This window comes from Coprococcus intestinihominis, assembly GCF_040096555.1.
In the GTDB taxonomy this organism is placed as follows: domain Bacteria; phylum Bacillota; class Clostridia; order Lachnospirales; family Lachnospiraceae; genus Coprococcus_A; species Coprococcus_A intestinihominis.
In genome coordinates this window covers 1-22,090 of sequence record NZ_JBBMEK010000028.1, presented here as the reverse complement: position 1 = coordinate 22,090, position 22,090 = coordinate 1, and the positions used below count along the sequence as shown (strand labels likewise).

Annotated in this window: 16 protein-coding genes and 1 other annotated feature; all 16 genes read left to right on the top strand. The window is 44.4% G+C overall.

The annotated features are described in order from the left end of the window. The first annotated feature begins 27 nt into the window (after positions 1–27). Positions 28–864, top strand: coding sequence for a 3-hydroxyacyl-CoA dehydrogenase family protein (locus WMO25_RS03970; protein ID WP_349084178.1), 837 nt, complete (start codon positions 28–30; stop codon positions 862–864). Between the two features lie 295 nt (positions 865–1,159). Continuing rightward, entirely contained in the window at positions 1,160–1,402 is a 243-nt protein-coding gene (locus WMO25_RS03965) for a helix-turn-helix transcriptional regulator (protein WP_117527590.1), read from the top strand. A 125-nt stretch (positions 1,403–1,527) separates the two neighbouring features. Beyond that, positions 1,528–2,805 (top strand): adenylosuccinate synthase, encoded by a 1,278-nt coding sequence (locus WMO25_RS03960; RefSeq protein WP_117527592.1) that lies wholly within the window; start codon positions 1,528–1,530, stop codon positions 2,803–2,805. A gap of 188 nt (positions 2,806–2,993) precedes the next feature. Then, positions 2,994–3,653, top strand: a complete 660-nt coding sequence (locus tag WMO25_RS03955; RefSeq protein WP_349084177.1) for a VTC domain-containing protein — start codon at positions 2,994–2,996, stop codon at positions 3,651–3,653. A 166-nt stretch (positions 3,654–3,819) separates the two neighbouring features. Then, the gene (locus tag WMO25_RS03950; protein ID WP_349084175.1) at positions 3,820–7,359 is read left to right on the top strand and encodes a DUF5717 family protein; all 3,540 of its coding nucleotides are present in this window, start codon (positions 3,820–3,822) and stop codon (positions 7,357–7,359) included. A gap of 14 nt (positions 7,360–7,373) precedes the next feature. Continuing rightward, the gene (locus WMO25_RS03945; protein WP_349084174.1) at positions 7,374–9,515 is read left to right on the top strand and encodes a DUF5716 family protein; all 2,142 of its coding nucleotides are present in this window, start codon (positions 7,374–7,376) and stop codon (positions 9,513–9,515) included. A gap of 58 nt (positions 9,516–9,573) precedes the next feature. Further along, positions 9,574–10,314, top strand: a complete 741-nt coding sequence (locus WMO25_RS03940) for an esterase family protein (RefSeq protein ID WP_349084172.1) — start codon at positions 9,574–9,576, stop codon at positions 10,312–10,314. A gap of 352 nt (positions 10,315–10,666) precedes the next feature. Then, on the top strand, positions 10,667–11,938 hold the full coding sequence (locus WMO25_RS03935; protein ID WP_349084171.1) for a zinc-binding dehydrogenase: 1,272 nt from the start codon (positions 10,667–10,669) through the stop codon (positions 11,936–11,938). Between the two features lie 60 nt (positions 11,939–11,998). Next, positions 11,999–12,760 carry a DeoR/GlpR family DNA-binding transcription regulator gene (locus tag WMO25_RS03930; protein ID WP_117527606.1) on the top strand — a complete coding sequence of 254 codons (762 nt, stop codon included), beginning with the start codon at positions 11,999–12,001 and terminating at the stop codon, positions 12,758–12,760. A gap of 62 nt (positions 12,761–12,822) precedes the next feature. Next, positions 12,823–14,709: a PTS mannitol transporter subunit IICBA gene (locus WMO25_RS03925; protein ID WP_349084170.1), complete on the top strand. Its 1,887-nt coding sequence runs from the start codon at positions 12,823–12,825 to the stop codon at positions 14,707–14,709. Between the two features lie 173 nt (positions 14,710–14,882). Beyond that, positions 14,883–15,193, top strand: a binding site (T-box leader). 97 nt (positions 15,194–15,290) lie between these two features. Next, a complete protein-coding gene (locus WMO25_RS03920) occupies positions 15,291–17,942 on the top strand; it encodes a valine--tRNA ligase (RefSeq protein ID WP_435384298.1) in 2,652 nt (883 codons plus the stop codon). A gap of 93 nt (positions 17,943–18,035) precedes the next feature. After that, entirely contained in the window at positions 18,036–19,361 is a 1,326-nt protein-coding gene (locus tag WMO25_RS03915) for a bifunctional folylpolyglutamate synthase/dihydrofolate synthase (RefSeq protein WP_349084168.1), read from the top strand. Positions 19,362–19,404: 43 nt separating this feature from the next. Then, the gene (locus WMO25_RS03910; protein ID WP_015513803.1) at positions 19,405–19,563 is read left to right on the top strand and encodes a hypothetical protein; all 159 of its coding nucleotides are present in this window, start codon (positions 19,405–19,407) and stop codon (positions 19,561–19,563) included. A gap of 11 nt (positions 19,564–19,574) precedes the next feature. Next, on the top strand, positions 19,575–21,143 hold the full coding sequence (locus WMO25_RS03905) for a tetratricopeptide repeat protein (protein ID WP_349084167.1): 1,569 nt from the start codon (positions 19,575–19,577) through the stop codon (positions 21,141–21,143). A 302-nt stretch (positions 21,144–21,445) separates the two neighbouring features. Beyond that, complete coding sequence (locus tag WMO25_RS03900) at positions 21,446–21,802, top strand: STAS domain-containing protein (RefSeq protein ID WP_015513800.1); 357 nt, start codon at positions 21,446–21,448, stop codon at positions 21,800–21,802. After that, the coding region (locus WMO25_RS03895; protein ID WP_349084164.1) for an ATP-binding protein at positions 21,792–22,090 on the top strand (299 nt) is incomplete at its 3' end. The genes WMO25_RS03900 and WMO25_RS03895, both read left to right, overlap by 11 nt.

The window sequence follows — 22,090 nt, the reverse complement described above, 5'->3', positions numbered from 1 at the left end:
ATATTTGTTACAGGAGGTATTAGTCCAATGAAAGTAGGAGTTATTGGCGCAGGTACAATGGGTTCAGGTATCGCGCAGACATTTGCACAGACAGATGGTTATGAAGTTGTATTATGTGATATTTCTGAGAGACTTGCAGAAGGCGGTAAAGCGAAGATCGCGAAAGGTCTTAACAAGAAAGTAGCTAAAGGTAAGATGGCTCAGGAAGCAGCAGATGCTATTTTAGGTAAGATCACAACAGGTCTTATGGATAAATGTGCAGATTGTGATCTGATCGTTGAAGCTGCATACGAGGATCTTGGCGTTAAACATGAAATGTTCAAAGAATTAGACGTTATCTGCAAACCAGAAACAATCTTCGCATCTAATACCTCTTCCCTTTCTATCACAGAAATCGGAGCAGGCGTTAACAGACCAGTTATTGGTATGCATTTCTTCAATCCGGCACCGGTTATGAAACTGATCGAAGTTATTGCAGGTCTTAATACACCTGATGAAACAGTTGAGAAGATTAAAGAGATTTCAGTTTCTATCGGTAAGACACCTGTACAGGTTAAAGAAGCTGCTGGTTTCGTTGTAAACAGAATTCTTATTCCTATGATCAATGAAGCAGTTGGTATCTATGCTGACGGTGTTGCTGATGTTGAAGGTATTGATACAGCTATGAAACTTGGTGCAAACCATCCAATGGGACCTCTTGCATTAGGTGACTTAGTTGGTCTTGATATCTGTCTTGCAATCATGAATGTTCTTTACACAGAGACAGGCGATTCCAAATATCGTCCTCATCCACTGTTAAGAAAGATGGTTCGTGGTGGTAAACTTGGTCAGAAGACTGGCGAAGGTTTCTACAAATATAACTAATTATCATTGATCGGTGTAATATGTTGACAGGCCTTTAGGACCGGTTCAGATTATTGATCAAATAATAGCTGCTGTATATTCGGATTTGGCGCTGAATATACAGCAGTTTTTGTATGCCTGTAAGGAGAAAATGTCTGGCAAAAAAGTTACTTTTTGTAAATAGACTATTGAAATGAGCCCTGGTTTTTGGTAACATTGAATGGGAAAATGATTCAATCATTAACAAAAGTCAAAGTGATTTTCGTTAATTGCGCCAAATTGATAGACGATATAGATATAATGGAGGACATTTCACATGAATGAACGAAGACTAGAACTAGAAGGTGAAATAGAAAGGATGAAACAGCGGTTAAGCTATAACATCAAGCGTTATCGCAAGCTTAGCCGTGTTTCACAACAGGCCCTGGCAGATATGTGTGGTCTGCATAGAACGTATATATCAGATCTTGAGAATGCAAAATGCAACCCCACACTTAGCGTTATGATGGTTTTGGCAGATTGTCTCAATGTTCAGTTGGAAGATTTACTGAAAGAGTAATAAAATGTAAATCCGCTATTTACTTTTGTTGGAATATAGCATAAAATAATAGAGTATTATCGACAGGATTTACTAGAAATACATGCATCAAGCATGTAAAAACATATAAGGAGCTGAGTAAGTTTATGGTTAGAGCAATCGTTGGAGCGAACTGGGGAGATGAAGGTAAAGGCAAGATTACAGATATGTTGGCCGAGGATTCAGATATTATTATCCGTTTCCAGGGCGGCAGTAATGCCGGACATACGATTATCAATGACTATGGCAAGTTTGCATTACATCTTCTGCCATCCGGTGTTTTTTATAATCATACCACAAGTGTCATCGGTAATGGTGTTGCATTGAATATCCCATATCTTGTTGAGGAACTGGAGAGTCTGACATCAAGAAATGTGCCAATGCCGAAGATTCTTGTTTCAGATCGTGCACAGATTTTGATGCCATATCATATGTTATTAGATGCTTATGAAGAAGAAAGACTTGGCGGTAAGTCCTTTGGCTCAACAAAGTCAGGTATTGCGCCATTTTATTCTGATAAATATGCAAAGATTGGTTTTCAGGTCAGTGAACTTTTTGATGAGGAAGGCCTCAAAGAGAAAGTTTATCGTGTTGTAGAGACGAAGAATGTCCTGATTGAGCATCTGTACCACAAGGAGAAGCTTGATCCGGAAGAGATTTATCAGACATTGCTTGGATACAGAGATATGATCAAGCCTTATGTATGTGATACATCTGCATTTTTACATCAGGCATTGAAAGAGAATAAGAGAATTCTTCTTGAAGGTCAGCTTGGTTCTCTGAAGGATCCGGATTTTGGCATTTATCCTATGGTTACATCTTCATCTACATTGGCATCTTATGGTGCAATCGGTGCAGGTATTCCTGGATACGAGATCAAGGATGTTATTACAGTTGTTAAGGCTTATTCCAGTGCAGTTGGTGCCGGTGAATTTGTATCTGAGATTTTTGGCGAAGAAGCTGATGAACTCAGAAAGCGCGGCGGTGACGGCGGCGAATTCGGCGCTACAACAGGACGTCCAAGACGTATGGGTTGGTTTGATGCGGTTGCTTCAAGATACGGCTGCCGTGTACAGGGTGCAACAGAAGTAGCCCTGACAGTACTGGATGTACTGGGTTACCTTGATGAACTGCCTGTATGTATCGGATATGAGATCGATGGTGAAGTGACAAGAGACTTCCCGACAACACGTCTCCTCAAGAAGGCAAAACCGGTCTATACAACATTACCAGGTTGGAAATGTGATATCCGCGGCATCACGAAGTATGAAGATCTTCCAGAGAATTGCCGTAACTATATTGAGTTCATTGAGAAGGAGCTGGAAGTTCCGATTACAATGGTATCCAATGGCCCTGGTCGTCATGAGATTATCAAGCGTAAATAAACTAATGAAATATTTATAAATTATAAAATAAAGACTGTTTCGACAGTCTTTATTTTTTTAGAAACATTTTAGGCTTTTCTCATCATAAATACACAATTATATCGTACAATAAGAGAGTCAAATGAAGAACAAAGAAGGCTGATGGAAGGGGGAATCCATTAGCGTGAAAGGGAAAGGTGAGAAGATCGGTGTTTGACGAAATGTATTATGAAGAGAACAATATTATTCCAAAGGAAGAATATAAGCATATTATCGATACTTTACATAAGGAGAAGAAGTTCCGTCCGGCCAGGATTTCGGTTGTCCGGAAGGTATTTTTTAACAGAGAGATCAACTATCTGACAGATGCCGTCAGTGTGAATCAGGAGAATACGGACAGCTATTGCGTGATGATGACTGATTGGGATACAGACCATCTGATCCTTGAGAAGAAGAGTAAGCGGGAAGGGCTTATTACGAAGAGCTATACACGGTTGTCGGAAGAAGAGTTTGAACGGATCCTGGATGGTGATTATGAATGGATGGCCTCCGCCAGAGAGTCGATTTTCAGAGATTTTTATTTGCAGCTGACCATCAACCAGCTGAGACCGGGCGTTGTTGTAGATTATGAGCGTCAGGCTTTTAGGATGAACAGTAAGAAGGAATATATGGTTTTTGACCTCTCTATTCGTTCAACTTATCTTTTTACAAAGGATACGGTTTTGAGTCCTCTGTTGGAGCAGACAGAACGTCTGGAGCAGAATCGTGTGGTTGTGACCTATAAGCAGATGGCAGAAGTGCCGGGATTTATTTATCGAATGACAGGAATTGAACAGAAGCACCAGTGCTTGCTTCCGGAATTTGCATAGGCAAGTGATAAGAGGATGTTCTGTGGCTGTTGACAGAATCTGACAGCCGCAGAGCATCTTTTTTGTCGTCTATAGATTGAAGAGAACCGCATTTAGTGATAAAATACATTATGCGAATTAGAAAGAGAAAAAGTTATGATAGATTTTGAGAAGAAGGTGAGAGAACGTGAAAGAAAAGATTCAGTTATTGTCAAGAGGCGTATTTGAGTATGAGAATCCGGAGATTGAAGTATCAGAGAAGGAGATTGCTCTGGAAGTTGAGGCGGGCAGCCACTATTCGGGTACGATTCAATTGAACAGCCGCAATCATATTGAAATACGCGCCATGATTTTCTCATCGAATAAATGGATGCAGTGCCTGGAGTCTACAGTGATCGGAACAACGGGATGTATTCATTATGTTTTTGATACACAGGCATTGGAAACAGGTGAAGTGTGCGAAGGATGCTTTTATATTGTGAGCAATGGCGGTGAGATCACGATTCCGTACAGAGTAAAGGTATGCGCGCCTTTTTGCGATTCCAGCATGGGCCCGATGAATGACCTGGATCAGTTCGCATCCCTGGCCAGAGACAATTGGTCGGAGGCACTGAAGATATTTAAGACACCGGAATTTGGGCGTGTTTTTTTGCATAATAAGAAGAATCGGCGGATTTATGCGGCACTTATTAAGGGCAGTGATATGTCACTGGCAATGGAAGAATTTCTGTGTACAGTGAAGCGGAAACAGGCGGTACAGATGAGTGTGTCACAGGATTTGATTGAATTCGATAATCTTGAGCATCCCGTCAGCGAACATCTGCTGATCGAGAAGAACCAGTGGGGACATGTGAATATTCACGTTTCAACAGAGGGGGATTTCTTAAGCGTTTATAAGAAGACTGTGACGGATGAGGATTTTTTGGGAAGCTATTATCAGTTGGAGTACAATATTGTGCCGGGAATGCATACTGTGGCTTCCGGCAAGATCATTCTTGAGACGCTGAATCAGCGTATTGTGGTGCCGGTATGCTGCAGACGTGAGAAAGCCAGAGATGTGGATTTTATTGAGAGAAAGACGTTGAAGGCTTCGTGGATGCATTTGTGCAGGCTGTATTTGAAGTATGCGCTGCATCAGATTGACAGGAATCAGATGATTGGTTATGCCAGAGAGGATATTAATGGCTGTCTGAATAACAGCAGGGATATTCTTTTCAAGGTTGTTGAAGCGGATTTTCTGCGTGAGGAAGGCAAGAACGAGGAAGCACAGAAGGTTCTGGATGGTATCAATGGCCGTGAGCTGAGATATCGTTCTGCAGTCGCATACAGTTATTTTCTCTATGTGAATGCGCTGTGCAGACAGGATGAACATTATACGGAGTACGTCCGTGATTCTATTCAGTTTTATGAGGAAGGTCAATATCATGACCGATGGGAACTGGTCTATATGCTGATGAAGCTGGATGCAAGGGAAGAACAGCACCAGCTTAAGGTACTCAGACAGACGAAAGCGCTCTATGACAGGCATCTGATGGGCGGGCTCATGTATTTGGAGGCTGTTAAGATAATCAATAAGGATCCATCGCTGATCCGGGAAATGGGTGCTTTTGAGATCAGTCTGTTCCTTTGGGGAATACGTCATGATTGCCTGAATCGCGAAACGATTTTCAGATTTGCGGATCTTGTCCTGCGCATGCATGTATATCACGGACAGTGTCTGCATGCGATGATCGAGATGTGTTCATTGTATGAGACAAAGAACCTTCTTTCAGCAGTCCTGCATCTGCTGATTCTCGGTGAGAAGAAGGATCCGATCTACCATCAGTGGTATCAGCTGGGCATTAAATCTTCCATCAAGATGCAGGGACTGTACGAATACTATATGGCGACACTGGATATGAAGAATTGCAGGGAATTGCCGGTTCCGGTACTGATTTATTTTCAGTATGATAATCGGCTGCAACTGAAACAGAAGGCATTTTTGTTCAGATATGTGATCGAGCATGAGCAATGGCTGGGCAAATTGTTCGAGGCATATGACGGTATTATCAAAGCCTTTACTTTTGAACAGCTGCAGAAGGGTGTTATTAATGAGGACATTGCCGTTTTGTATCATCATTATCTGACGAAGGAAGCGATGACGCCGCATGTTGTGAAGGCGATGCCGGCGATTATTTTTAAGCATCATATTCATTGTGATCATCCGGGAATCGTGGGTGTGATCATTGATTATTCCGAGCTGGGTGAGGAGAAGTATTATCCGCTGGATCAGGGGGATGCTTATGTGGACCTTTATATGGATGATTATCGGATTGTACTTGTGGATACCCGGGGCGGACGTTATATGTCAACAATCCCTTATACGATTGACAGACTGATGGATGCCGGCCGTTATATCAGGATCTGCTATGAGCAGGGGCGGGATAATAAGATGCTGGTACTCAACAGAAGTGAACGTGCATTGAAATATCAGATGATGGATGATGTATCCATTGAAACATACAAATGCGTTCTGAGCCTGCCGGATGTAAGCAGACATTATCAGAAGACGATCCTGAAGAATCTGATCGATTATTATTATGATAATTATGAGGGAGAGACCCTTGAGAAATATTTGCTTCAGCTGGATATCCAGCTTCTGGGCCATTCAGAGCGCAGCCATATTATTGAATATTTTATTCAGAGAGGGCTGTTTGACAAGGCTTATGAAGCTATCCGGGAATACGGATACGAAGGCATTCAGGATAAACGGATCATGCGGCTTTGTTCCAGAGTCATCCGGGAAAAGAATTTCGCAAAGGATGAACTGTTGGTGGAATTAGCCTATTTTGCATTTTCCAACGGCAAGTACGACGAGACGATTCTGCAGTATCTGATCATGTTTTATGCAGGAACCACAGAGCAGCTGTATGCGATATGGAAGGCAGCCGGTGATTTTGAAGTGCCGGCGGAACAGCTGGAGGAGCGTCTGCTCTGTGAGATATTGTTTACGGAGAATAATGTGGCCGAGGGCTGTGACGTTTTTGTTTCTTATTATCATACACATCCGGGACATCGGTTGATCCGGGCATTTCTCGGATATTATGGCTATCATTATCTGGTTCATGGACAGACATCCGGAGAGAAGATTTTCCAGATTATGGAGATAGAGCTGGATCAGGTGGAGAATGCCCGAGATGTATGCGCTCTGGCGCTGCTGCAGTATTATTCGGAGGCAGACCATGTAGAACCGGAATTTTATGAGAAACTGCAGCAGGAGGTAGCTGCCTTTATGGATAAGGGAATCCTTCTGCCGTTTTTCAGAAAATATGCCGGGAATGCCGAGGTGCCGGAGGAATTGGCTGATTTTCTCTATGCAGAATATCATACCAGTCCGAAAGCAGCGGTGACAATTCATTACCGTCTGCATCAGGAGTTTGAGACGGAGTGGATCAATGAGCCGATGCGCCATATTCTTGGGGGTATTTTCATCAGAACCTTCAGACTGTTTGCAGGTGAGGAGATAGAATACTATATCTCAGAGCAGGATGAAAATGGGGAGAAAACCGGTGAGAAACATTTACTGCAAAGGGAAGAGGCCATGGATGCATGGCCGGAAACCGGTGTGGAACTGCTGAACCGGATGAATCATGCAATCCAGACAGAGGACAGCCAGGCAGTGAATGAAATGATCTGTTCGTATGAGAGAATCAATGAAATGACAGAGCAGTTATTTGAACTGAAATAGGAGTGACACAGAGCATGGAAAGACAAAGGTTAATGGTTGGATACGATCTGTGTGCGGACTATTCACAGATCAGTTATTACAATACAGAAAAAGAAGAACCGGATTCGGTCAATTTTGATGGACAGAACGAAATCCCGACAGTGCTGTGCAGGCTGTTTTCCAATGGTGAATGGCTTGCCGGGCAGCAGGCCCTAAAAGCGGCGGAGGCAGGCAACGGTGTTTTGGTGCGCGATTTTATTGTACGCATTGCTGACGATCCAATGGTGGATGTGGCTGGTGAGCGTATGGAAAAGGCCGGACTCATAGGCATATTTTTCCAGAAAACGCTGAAGGCTCTTGAGACTGTGTGTGAGGGTGCGGAGGTCGGATTTATCACGATTACCATGGAAGACGTGGATCTGGCAGCAGCGGATGCGCTGAAGCGTGCAGCGGCTTCAATGGGAATCGGCGCACAGTTGCTGGCGCTGGAAAGCCATCGATTGAGTTATGAATATTATGCATTGTCCCAGCGACGGGAATTATGGACCCATGATGTGGGCCTGTTTGAATATGATCGCCGAGGGCTGCGGTATCATCATCTGTCTGTATCCTGGAAGCATCATCCGCCGGTAGTAACAGCCGAGACAACGGTGCTGAACCAGTATCTGGATGGTCATGAACTGGCAGATCCGGTACCGCCTGAGATGGACAGACAGTTTCTTGAAGCGATTAAGGAAGTATCAGCCAGAAGAATGATCTCAACCTATTATCTGATAGGTGAGGGATTCTCTGGGGCAGAATCCGGCAAGAGCTGGATGAATCTTTCGCTGAAACAGTTATGTGCCATGAAACGGCATGTTTTTGCGGGACAGAATCTCTATGCCCGAGGTGCCTGCTATCACAGTTTTGATCAGGGAAGCTTTGGAAGAAAACCGGGATTTATTGCAGCGAATGCCGGTCTGCTGACGAAAGATATCTATCTGCGGTCGGTACATAAGCATGCACCACAGAAGCTGATACTGGCAGCGGCTGGGACACCCTGGTACAGTGCTGTTTCAAGAAAAGCGATTATTATAGACGGTCAGGAACAGTTGATGATCAGAATGCGGGATCCGCTGACGAATTTTGAGCAGACGGCGGTGATGACACTGGATGCTCTGCCGCAGCGTCCGCCGAAGACAACGAAGTTATTGATCGAGACTTCTTTTCAATCAGAGACAGACTGCCATATCCGTGTGACAGATATGGGATTTGGCGAGATTTTTGCGGCGACAGGCAAAGTGTGGGAGATGCATTTTGATATAGGGGAGGCTTCGGAGGTATCCGGGCAGTCTGCGAAGGAGGCTGTCATTGAGGCAACCATTCCTCAGGAAGTTTTTCCGCTGGATATGAAGATGTCCGGAACTCGTATTTTCTCGCTGGAGGAATTATGCTGGTATTTGTCGAAGAATGTTTATATAACGACCTATGATCTTTTCGATGAGAAGATGTTTTTCTGGATGGATAAGATTACAGGCAGCCATTCTCTGGCGCTGGCACTATTTAATTACAAATCCGCCGGCAAACCATTAAAAGAGATTGTACGTCTGCTTCTGAATGCGGTTGATTATCTGGATAATGGGGAAATTGCCCGGATCTACAATAAGCTCACGGAGATGGAGCATCAGAATCCTTTAGAGCAAATGCGCCTTGCGGCGGACAACTATAACCGATACGGACATTATATGGCTGCTTTGAAGAATTATCACCATGTTGTCTATCAGATGACGCATGATTATGACAGTGAGATGACAAGACAGTTCAAGGCTGACACATGGCACAATATGGGCATGGTTTTTCTGCGGCTTCACAATATCAAATGTGCGGCGGAATGTATGAAGCGGGCCTTTGAACTGGTGAAAACCCAGGATTTTCTGGCACCGTATATGTATGTGCTGGAGCTGCTGGGAGATCATGAGAAGATTCTGACGTTGATCCGTCAGGAAGATATCCCGACGGATATCAGTGATGCGGTTCTCAATCGCTATAAAGAGGCCGAGCATCTGTGTGAGCATTCGGAGGAGAACCGGAAGATACAGGATGGTCTGACATTGGGAAATGGTCAGACAACTGCAAAATATTGGGATTTTGTCAGAGATTATCTCAACCGGCAGAAGAAAAACTATGATTTGACATAAAAGGTACAGAATGCGCTGGGAATGTCTCAGCGTAGGAAGATAGAGGGGGTTGAATAAAATGGAACGACATTATTATACACAGTACAGCGAGCATCTTCAGAGAGAGATGCATGTATTGGTTTATGGTTATACAGGGGTGCCGATCATCGTATTTCCATGTCAGGACAGTATGTGTGACAATTTTGAGAATTTCGGCATGATCGATGTGCTTCAGGATTATATTGATGGTGGAAAAATTCAGATCTTTTCCGTTGATACGGTGGATAAGGAGAGCTGGTCCGACACATGGGGTGATAAGGGCTATCGTGCCTGGGTGCAGGAATGCTATTATCGTTATATCGTAGATGAAGTCCTTCCGATGGTACATGAGATCAACGGTACAGGACAGTTGCCGTTGACATTGGGCTGTAGCCTGGGCGCAACTCACGCAGCCATTGTATTCTTCAGAAGACCGGATCTGTTCGGCGGTGTGCTTGGCATGTCCGGCTGTTATGATGCCACCTATTTCACAGATGGATGGTGCGATGAGAATCTGTATAATAATTCTCCTGTTCATTTTCTGGAGAATATGCCTTCAGATCATCCATATATCCAGCTGTATAATGAAAGAAAAATCATTCTCTGCGTAGGACAGGGCAACTGGGAGAGTGAGGGAATCCGTACAACGGGTCAGATGGCAGACATCTTCTACAGAAAAGGGATCCACGGATGGACCGATTTCTGGGGATATGATGTGGATCATGACTGGCCGTGGTGGAAAAAGCAGATCCGCTATTTCCTGCCGTTTCTTGTTGATTAATAACATCCTTATAAGACGCAAAAGCTCCGGCTTTTCTTTTAACTAAGAAAGGCCGGAGCTTTTTGCAGTGTTATCCCAACAATTTAACATAGAAAAAACAAACTGTCAATTCAAAAGTCAAAACTTTTGAAGTAAAAAAATACGGCAAAAATTTGTGCACTTTTATGAGAAAATAACCGTTGACTTTTAGGAGATAGAGGCATATTATAAGTGTAACAGCTGTTGAAACAAAAGTAATAAACTTTCAAAACAACAATCAAACAAAAAAGTCATATCAGCAGCAATAAATTTTCAACTTTGTTGTTGCAAAAGTGAAAAAACGGGAATAACATAGTAGAAAGGAGCTTTTATTATGAAGGCAAGAGGCGTAAGATTACACGCAGCAAATGATTTGAGACTGGAGGAGTTTGAACTTCCTGAGATTACAGATGATGAGATCCTTGTAAAGGTCGTTTCAGATAGCATTTGTATGTCAACTTACAAATGTGCGATTCTGGGAACAGAGCACAAGAGAGTACATGAGGATGTTGCAGAGCATCCGGCCATCATGGGACATGAATTTGCAGGTGATATTGTAAAGGTAGGTAAGAACCATCAGGATCAGTTCAAACCAGGCATGAAATTTACACTTCAGCCGGCTCTGAACTACAAAGGAACAATGTGGAGCCCTGGCTACTCCTATGAATTCTTTGGCGGAGATACAACTTACTGTGTGATCCCTGCTGAGGTTATGGAACTGGGATGTCTGTTAGAGTACAAAGGCCGTGCTTACTATGAGGCTTCCCTGGCAGAGCCGATGTCCTGCAGTATTGGTGCTTTCCACGCAGCTTATCATACACAGATGGGTGTTTATACACATGAGATGGGCATCAAGGAAAACGGCAAGCTGGCCATTATGGCGGGTGCAGGTCCTATGGGACTTGGTGCACTGACCTATGCGCTGCATCGTGATGTACGCCCTTCCATGGTTGTTGTTACAGATCTGAATCAGGATCGTCTGGATCGTGCAGAAGAGCTGTTCCCTGTTGAGATATATAAGAAGGAAGGTATTGAACTTCATTTTGTAAACACAGGCAAATTGGAAGATCCTGTTGCAGAACTGATCAGAATCTCCGGTGGCACAGGCTACGATGATGTTTTCTGCTATGCACCGGTTGCTGCAGTGGTGAAACAGTCCAGTGACATTCTTGGCAGAGATGGCTGTCTGAACTTCTTTGCAGGACCAACTGACAAGAACTTCAGTGCAACTATGAATTTCTACGATGTTCATTATAATTCAACACATGTTATGGGTACAACAGGCGGTAATACAGCAGATATGATTGAATCCCTTGAACTGACAGCAGCAAAACGCATTAATCCGGCAGTTATGGTCACACATATCGGTGGTCTTGATGCAGCTGCAGAGACAACATTGAATCTTCCGAAGATTCCGGGCGGCAAGAAGCTGATCTATACGCATCTGTCCATGCCTTTAACTGCACTGGATGAATTACGTAAGGCGGCAGAGGAGAGAAATGATGACCGCTATGCAGCACTGGCAGATATTGTGGATGCTCATCAGGGATTATGGTGTCCTGAAGCTGAAGAATTTTTACTTGCAAACTTTATTACAGAAGAATAGAAACCGTCAGAATGCTCTGATTCCGTCAGGATAACAGGATTCTGACGGGGAGGAGCGACGATGGATGCAATGGAAATACGCAGAAATGCGATTGTGGAACTGGTAAATAAGTATGGAACAGTGAGTTTTTCACAGATTAAGGAACAGTTTTCGAATGTGTCTGAGATGACATTGCGTACAGATCTGAAAGCTCTGGATGAGGCAAAGGAAATTGTCAGGATCCATGGCGGAGCTAAGTCTGTACAGCTGGTGATCGGAACGGATGATTATCTCACAAGACGTGCCGTGCGCAATATACAGGCGAAGCAGGAAATTGCGAGAAAAGCTTTGAAGCTTATTCAGCCGGATACGGCGATATTCATGGATTCCGGAAGTACGACAACAGAGTTGGCAAAGATTTTTCCGGATCAGTCCAATCTGATCTATACAACAGGTCTTTCCTGTGCCACTGAGCTGGCGAATCTGACGAAGCCGGTCATTATGCTGCCGGGTGGTCAGCTGAACCGTTATAGTATCAGTGTATATGGCATTTCAGCCATTCGTGAACTGGAACAGGTTAATTTTCATCAGACGTTTCTTGGGGTGACGGGCTATTCGATGAAAGCAGGTTTTACCTGCGGCAACAATGAAGAGGCGATGTTAAAAAGGACAGCAATTGAACAGGCAGAACAGGTGGTGGTTCTGATGGATGCTTCCAAAACTGATATTAAGAGTACCTATACAATTTGTGGACTGGCAGATGTGGATATTATTATATCTGATGGCAATCTGCCGAAGGAATTCCTGTTGGCGTGTGAAACGCACCATATTACTGTTTATTAATCGCTGAGAGAGTGTATATTTCCCATTGCGGCGCCGTATAAGACGTTATGGGGAGGTATATCGTGAAAAATAAAGTACAGCAGTTTGGTAAGTTTTTGTCGGGAATGGTCATGCCGAATATCGGGGCTTTGATCGCGTTTGGTTTCCTGGCAGCATTATTTATTGATACCGGATGGATACCAAATGAAAAGTTAAACAGTATGGTATCACCGATGCTCACCTATTTAATTCCGATTCTGATCGCATCTACCGGTGGTAAGATGGTTGGCGGCGACAGAGGTCGTGTTGTTGGTGCTATTGCTGTTATTGGTGCCATTATGAGTGATACATCCATCACTATGCTGATGGCGGCCATGATCATCGGACCATTGGGTGGTTTCTGTATCAAGAAGTTTGATGAAGCAATGGACGGCCATATGCCGGCGGGTTTTGAGATGCTGATCAACAACTTTTCAGCAGGTATCATCGGTATGCTGCTTGCGATTCTGGGATACACCGTTGTAGGTCCGGTCATGAGCGCAATTCTGGTAGTGCTTGCTACAGGCGTCAATATTCTTGTTGTACATGGTCTGTTGCCGTTGGTTGCTATTTTTATTGAGCCGGCAAAAGTCCTGTTCTTAAATAATGCCATTAATCATGGTATTTTTACACCGTTGGCAACAGCACAGGCGGCGGAGGCCGGCAAGTCGATCATGTACATGCTGGAGCCGAATCCGGGTCCGGGTCTTGGTGTATTACTGGCGTATATGTTCTTCTGTAAAGATATGAAGACCAAGCAGTCTGCACCAGGAGCAATCATCATCCATGTGCTGGGTGGTATCCATGAAATCTATTTTCCGTATATTTTGATGAATCCGCTGGTGATCATTGCACCGATTATTGGCAATATGGTTTCTATCTTCTGGTTTAATATGATGGATTGCGGCCTTGTGGGACCGGCATCTCCGGGTTCCATCATCGCTTATCTGATGATGACACCGGGTTCTGATATATGGAAAGTACTGGTGGGTGTGGGAATTGCGACAGGTGTTTCATTTGCAGTTGCATCACCGATTGTCAAGATGGCAGGCGGAAAGAACAGTCTGGAAGCTGCACAGTCTGAGATGGCAGCCATGAAAGCGGAAGCCAAAGGGCAGACTGTACAGACTGAGATCAAAGATGCATCTCAGATCAAAAAGATCATCTTTGCGTGTGATGCGGGAATGGGCTCATCTGCCATGGGAGCAACGAAATTCAGAAATCGTCTCAAAGAAGTATGTCCTCAAATTCACGTAAGCAATACTTCAGTGGATAATATTCCATTCGATTGTGATGTTGCCGTTGTTCAGACCACGTTGGCAGAGCGTGCCAGAAAATCCGCACCGCAGGCGCAGCTTGTGACCATCGGTAATTTCCTGGCTGACCCGGCACTGGATGCACTTTATGAACAGTTATGTCATGCCGGCAGTGAGAGTGAAAAAGCAGAAACGGCATCAGATGTTCCTGCCGCAGTAGCGGGAAATGAGACTGAGGCAACAGAAACGGATAAGCCGCAGATTCTTGTTAAGCAGGGAATCCGTCTGAATCAGAAGCCGGTTTCTAAAGAAGAAGCCATTCGGGCAGCAGGGGAACTGTTGGCAGAGCTTGGTTATGTAGATGAAACTTATGTAGATGCCATGCAGGAGCGTGAAAAACTGGTGACAACTTATATGGGTATGGGTGTTGCTATTCCGCATGGTACCAGTCAGGCTAAGGAAACGGTTAAGAAGACAGGTATCGTATTCCTGCAGTATCCTGAAGGTGTGGATTTCGGTGATGAGAAGGCAGAACTTGTATTTGGTATTGCCGGAATCGGTGATGAACATCTGGAACTTTTATCCAAGATCTGTGAGGTTCTGGAAGATGAAGAAGTTCTTGAGAAAATGAAGACAACTTCAGATCTGGAATGGGTAATGGAGCAGCTTTCTTAGGTGTCAGATAACTGAGATCGGGAAGGTAGATGAATATTTATATTTAGAGAAGGAAAAAGCGGCTGTGCTGATGAGGTACAGCCGCTTTTTCAGACAGAAAGAATGTGTCAGGCGCACGGTTTGTTGATATTCGTGCTTGACAAATTTTTGTGGTAATTATAATATAGAGAATAGAAAATGTGGCGAGAAAGAGGAGTAGATACAGGATCTCTTCAGAGAGAGCGGTTTGGCAGCTGGAAGACCGCTTAGAGCAATGTGTATTGAAGGTAGCTTTTGAACAGGATGGCTGAACAGGAACAGGCGGCGAAGAGTTGACGACCGGTTTTAGTAGGCTGTAACGGGTGGCTCCGTTAAAGGCTCTGAAGGCATATGGAAGTGCCATGCATCAGACAGCGGATAGATTGCTGTGCGCATCGAAGCGATGACGGATGTGTGTCATTGGAATATGTGAATAAAGGTGGTACCGCGAGCTCTCGCCCTTTTTGGATGTGAGGGCTTTTTTTTACGCGAATAATGAGTCAAAGCCCATGCTTGCATGTGGCCTTGCAGTCACTTTACAAAGAAGACAGGAGATTAAAATTATGGAAATGGAAAAAACTTATAATCCTGCGGCCATTGAAGAGAAGATTTATGACCGCTGGCTTCAGAAGAAGTATTTTCATGCAGAGGTAGACAGAAGCAAGAAACCTTTTACGATTGTGATGCCGCCTCCAAATATTACAGGACAGCTTCATATGGGTCATGCCCTTGATAACACGATGCAGGATATCCTGATTCGTTGCAAGAGAATGCAGGGCTATGAAGCATTATGGCAGCCGGGTACAGACCATGCCAGCATTGCAACTGAGGTCAAGATTATCAATAAGATGAAAGAAGAAGGCATCAGCAAAGAAGAACTCGGACGTGAAGGTTTCCTTGAGAAAGCATGGGAATGGAAGGAAGAGTACGGCGGCCGTATTATCAAACAGTTGAAGAAACTGGGCTCTTCCGCTGACTGGGACAGAGAGCGCTTTACAATGGATGAAGGCTGTTCTAAGGCTGTAGAAGAAGTTTTCTGCAAGCTGCATGAGAAAGGTTATATTTACAAAGGTTCCCGAATCATCAACTGGTGTCCTGTCTGTAAGACATCGATTTCCGATGCAGAGGTAGAACATGTAGAACAGGTCGGCCATTTCTGGCATATCAAGTATCCGGTAGCCGGTGAGCCGGGAAGATTTATTGAAATTGCCACAACCCGTCCTGAGACATTACTGGGCGATACAGCGGTTGCTGTTCATCCGGAGGATGAGCGTTATATGGATCTCATCGGCAAGAAGGTTATTCTTCCGCTTGTTGGCAGAGAAATCCCTGTTGTAGGCGATTTACATGCGGATAAGGATAAAGGTACAGGTGCTGTTAAGATTACACCAGCCCATGACCCTAATGATTTTGAGGTTGGTAAGAGACATAATCTGCCGGAGATCAATGTGATGAATGATGATGGTACCATCAACAAACTTGGCGGCAAATATGCCGGCCTTGACCGTTATGAGGCAAGAAAGCAGATTGTCGCAGATCTTGATGCACAGGGCTATCTCTGTGGTATCGAAGATATTACACATGCGGTTGGTACCCATGACAGATGTAAGACAACGGTAGAGCCGATGATCAAACCTCAGTGGTTTGTTGCTATGGAAGAAATGGCAAAGCCTGCAATTAATGCAATCAAAACAGGCGAATTGAAATTTGTTCCTGAATCTTACAGCAAGACTTATCTTCACTGGCTTGAGAATATCCGTGACTGGTGTATTTCCAGACAGCTTTGGTGGGGCCACAGAATCCCTGCATACTACTGTGATGAATGCGGTGAGATCGTAGTATCCAAAGGTATGCCTTCTGTATGCCCGAAATGCGGATGCACACATTTCACACAGGATCCTGATACACTGGATACATGGTTCTCATCGGCATTATGGCCATTCTCAACACTTGGCTGGCCGGAAAAGACAGAAGAACTGGATTACTTCTATCCGACAGATGTTCTTGTTACCGGTTATGATATTATTTTCTTCTGGGTTATCCGTATGGTATTCTCAGGTTATGAACAGACAGGTAAGGCACCGTTCCACACTGTACTGATCCATGGTCTTGTCAGAGACTCACAGGGCCGTAAGATGAGTAAATCTCTTGGCAATGGTATCGATCCGCTGGAAGTTATCGACAAATACGGTGCTGATGCCCTGAGACTGACACTGATCACAGGCAACGCACCGGGTAATGATATGCGTTTCTACTGGGAGCGTGTGGAATCCAGCCGTAATTTTGCCAATAAAGTATGGAATGCTTCCAGATTTATGCTCATGAATTTTGAGCAGGCAGCCGAGAAAGGTATTTCCATCGATGGTGTATCACTGGCCGATCTGACACAGGCTGACAAGTGGATTCTTTCCAAGATGAACCGTCTGACGAAGGATGTCACAGAGAACATCGATAAGTATGAATTGGGTATTGCCGTATCCAAGATTTATGATTTCATCTGGGAAGAATTCTGCGACTGGTACATTGAAATGGTGAAGCCAAGACTTTACAATGACGAAGACAAGACAAAGGCAGCAGCTCTCTGGACACTGAAGACAGTCCTGATCAATGCACTGAAGCTGCTTCATCCGTATATGCCGTTCATCACAGAAGAGATTTTCTGCAATGTTCAGAATGAAGAAGAATCCATTATGATCTCCAAGTGGCCTGAATACAAGGATGAATGGAACTTTGAAGAGGATGAGAAAGCCGTTGAGCTGATCAAGGAAGCTGTCCGCGGTATCAGAAATACCCGTACAGGCATGAATGTTCCGCCAAGCAGAAAAGCCAAAGTATTTGTTGTATCTGAATCTGAAGAAGTCAGAAATATTTTCGAGAATTCCAAGGCTTTCTTTGCAACACTTGGTTATGCCAGCGAAGTTGCAGTTCAGTCTGATAAGACAGGTATCGCTGAAGATGCTGTATCTGTACTGATCCATCAGGCAGCTCTCTACATGCCGTTTGCGGATCTTGTGGACATCGACAAAGAGATTGAACGTCTGACAAAAGAAGAAGATAAGATGAACAAAGAGATCAAGAGAGCACAGGGGATGCTTTCCAATCCGAAGTTTGTCGATAAAGCACCTGCTGATAAGGTGCAGGCAGAAAAAGATAAGTTAGAGAAATATACACAGATGCTGGCGCAGATCCAGGAACGTCTGGCAGCACTGAAATAAGAGTTTACGATTACTTGAATTAAACAATGTTTTATCCCGGATTCCTCCCAGACAAGGCCATCATCGACTTTTGTCAGGGGGGAATCTTGCAGGATGGGAGAGATAAGCATGAATTATGCAGAGGCAGAGGAATATATTAATCAGATTCCTCGTTTTTCAAAAGTGAAATCAGAAGAGAATGTGGATGAGATACTGGCCTTATTTGGTCATCCGGAGAAAAAGTTCGCTTATATCCATGTGGCCGGAACCAATGGAAAAGGATCTGTCTGTGCATTTTTGGACAGTATGCTCCGGATGGCAGGAAAGAAGACGGGGCTCTTTACGTCACCGCATCTGATCACGACAACGGAACGGATGAAGATTAATGGCCAGAATATATCGGAAGAAGCGTTTACTGAAATTTTTGAGGAACTGCTCCATGTTGTCAAAGCGCGCGAAAAGGCAGGACATCTGCATCCGACGTATTTTGAATGGCTTTATCTGATGGCAATGCTCTGGTTTGGCAGACAGGGGATTGAGTATGGTATCATTGAAACCGGACTTGGTGGCAGACTGGATGCCACCAATCATATCGCGCAGCCTGTTTTAACCATCATTACATCCATCAGCTATGATCATATGGAAATTCTTGGCTCAACCCTGACGGAAATTGCAGGGGAGAAGGCGGGCATTTTGAAATCAGGCGTGCCGGTCATTTGTGACGGCAGTGAACCGGAAGCGATGGCTGTTATTCGTAAGAGAGCGGCGATTTTACACTGCCCATTGAAAGTGATTGAACCGGAACAGGTTAAAATTCTCTTAAATCGGGGCAAAAACATTGATTTTTTATTGCAGGATAGGTATGATAATAAGAGTTACAGGATTCATGTGCAGACAGAGGCGGTTTATCAGACCATGAATGGTTCTCTGGCATGGATGGCTGTAAAGGAGCTGCAGAAGCAGGATTCAGAACTGCAGCAGACGGAAGATGGTGTTTTTCTGAAGGGCATGGCGCATATGCACTGGCCGGGAAGATTGGAAGAACTGCTTCCGGGGGTCTATGTGGATGGCGCACACAATGTAGGCGGCATCAGGAAGCTCCGTGAGTCCATTGCGGCTAGTTTTGCGGGCAGACCGGTATGGCTGCTTTTTGCAGTGGCCAGTGACAAGGATTACGGGGAAATGATACGAATTCTCTGCACGATCCCTGAACTGAAGGGCGTGACAGTGACTGAGATTGAGAATTATCGACGGACAGATCTTGAGACAGTTGCATCAATATTTAGAAAGAACTGGCATGGATATGTGGGTCATTCATATAATATAAATGAAGCAATCACCACAAGTGAGCAGCAGGCGGCGAAGTATCCGAATGCGGTACTTATTTGTGCGGGATCGCTGTATCTGGCAGGCAGTGTGATCGAAGCACTGCAGCGGTAGATGGTGCATCGACAGGGAGAGACGATGCAGGAAGGACGGACAGATGATTAATTTTGAAGAAGAATTGAAGAAATTTAAGCCAAGCCTTGAAATTGATCAGGCGGAAGAGGCGATTTACAAGAATGATCTCCGGGATGTAACGGACATCCTGGAGGATATGATGAAGGAAGTTAAAATTGCATCAGGAAACAAGCGCTTTTAGGGGGATAGCAGATGAATTGCATAAAGTGTAATATGCCCCTGGAAAATGTCTATGTATGCCCACATTGCGGTCATGTGGACAAGGTGGCCAAGAAGATCATATATTCATCCAACTGGCATTATAACCAGGGACTGGCCAAGGCAAAGGTACGAGATCTGAGCGGTGCTGTGACATCACTGAGTCAGTCATTGAAATATAACAAACGAAATACAGACGCACGTAATCTTCTGGGGCTGATTTATTATCAGATGGGAGAGATTGTGGCAGCCCTCAGTGAATGGGTCATCAGTGTCCATTTTCAGGAGCGCAACAATATTGCGGCGGACTATATTCAGGCCATTCAGAACAATCCGGCCAAGTTAAAGGCTGCCAATAAGGTGATCCAGAAGTATAATCTGGCGCTGAGCTATATGCAGGAGAATAATGCGGATCTGGCGATCATTGAGCTGAAACGTGTGGTGAATATGAGCCCTACATATATCCGGGCCTATCAGCTGCTGGGGCTGCTTTATATGCAGAGAAAGCAGTATGCGGCGGCCAGAAAGGTACTGATGCGTGCAGTCAAGGTTGACAGAAATAATATGACCACACTGCGGTATCTGAAGGAGGTTAACCGCCTTCATGGCAAACCTGAGAAAAATCAGCATGGACGTAAGGAAGAATTTATGCAGATCAATGACCCGAATCCTATCGTTATAGAGGAAGGGTCAGGTCAGAATTATGCAGATTACAACACAGGATTTTTGTCTTTTATCAACATTTTGATTGGTATTGTTATCGGTGCGGCCGTTATCTGGCTGTTGATCGTGCCTTCAATCACCAAAACCAAGGCATCTGAATACAATCAGGCAGTTGTGGAATACAGTGCCCAGATTTCCGAGCGCAATAAGAATATTGACGATCTGCAGAATCAGATTACCGATCTTAAGAGCCAGTTAGCTCAGTATGAGACAACTGCCAGCAATACAGTGGATGATGCCGGTGCCAGTGAGCAGAAACTGATAGAAGCTGCCAGCAATTATCTACAGCAGAATCTTCAGGATGCAGGTATGCTGATCGCTGAAATCGAACCTGCAGCCATTACGAATGCCCAGGAGAAGAAGATTTATAATATTATCAAGGAAGCAACAAAGAGTTCTGTGACGGAAACGCTGTATGCGAACGGCAAGGACAGTTTTGATAAGAAAGACTATGTCGGAGCTATCGATGGTATGACCAAAGTCCTGCGGATGGACGACAGCTATTCCTATGCTGTGTTCTACATGGGACGAAGCTATCAGCTGCTGGGCGATACCGGTAATGCAGCCGGCTATTATAAACGTTTGATTCAGTCTTATCCAAACTCAGATCTGATCGATGATGCAAGAAAATATCTGAACCAGTTGGGCGACACATCAAGCATCGATGCCGTTGACATCAGCAGTTCAGATACATCTGATACCGCCGACAGCAGCGCTAATAGCAGTGACAGTAGCGATAATAGCAATGACAGCAGCGATAATAGCAATGACAGCAGCGATAACACCGGTGACAATACAGGCGATGGTTTGTCAGATAATGGTGACGGCAGCGGAGAATAATTTTCTTGCGATTGAGAATAGGTCTTAGGACTAAATAAATAGTGAAAACACAAAAGAAAAGCATGACTTTCTAATTGTAGGGAGGACATGCTTTTTCTTATTCATGTGGAAAATGCGGCAAGGCCTATGCTGGCATGAGGTCTTGCTGTTGGTAAAGACTAGTGGCAAATCCCTATACAATTATAAATTGAAACAAGAATACATTTTTGAAAAAATCAATAGTTAGGTACCTTAATAAAAATAAATAACGAAATTGTTTTATGAAGGATAGACACCAACCTCAGATGGGGAGGAGATTTTTTATGGAATATCGTATTGTCCGCAGCATTTTGTTTGTGGTGCCCGGCCGGGAAATTGATCATTTTCAGGCGGAAACAATTATCAGGTACACGGAAGGGCTGCTCAGGCAGCAGTGCTTCCGGCTGTTGGTTTTTGATCTGGCGGATACAGTCTTTATGGATAGTGCCGGTGTAGGCATGATGATCGGACTTTATCGGGAAATCAGGGCATGGGGCGGTGCTGTTTATATCATTCGCATGCAGAGCGGGGTTCGGAGGATTTACCGGATGGCCGGGCTGCATAAAATTATTCCGTGTTATGAAGATGAAGCGCAGTTTTTGGCAGCAGTGGAAGGAGGCGGAGCCGGGGATGAGAGATAAAATGCGTCTGACAATGAATGCCATTGCGGAAAATGAGTATTTTGCACGGGTGACGGTGGCTGCTTTTTCGGCAAAAATGGATCCGACGATGGAAGAATTGTCAGATATTAAGACAGCCGTTTCGGAAGCCGTCACGAATGCAGTCGTACACGGTTATGACGGTAAAGGCGGAAACGTAGAGATCAGAGCGGAAATTCAGGATGAATGGCTGGAAGTTGAAATTGAGGACGAGGGAATCGGGATGGATGATGTGGAACTGGCTATGGAGCCTTTATACACATCGCGTCC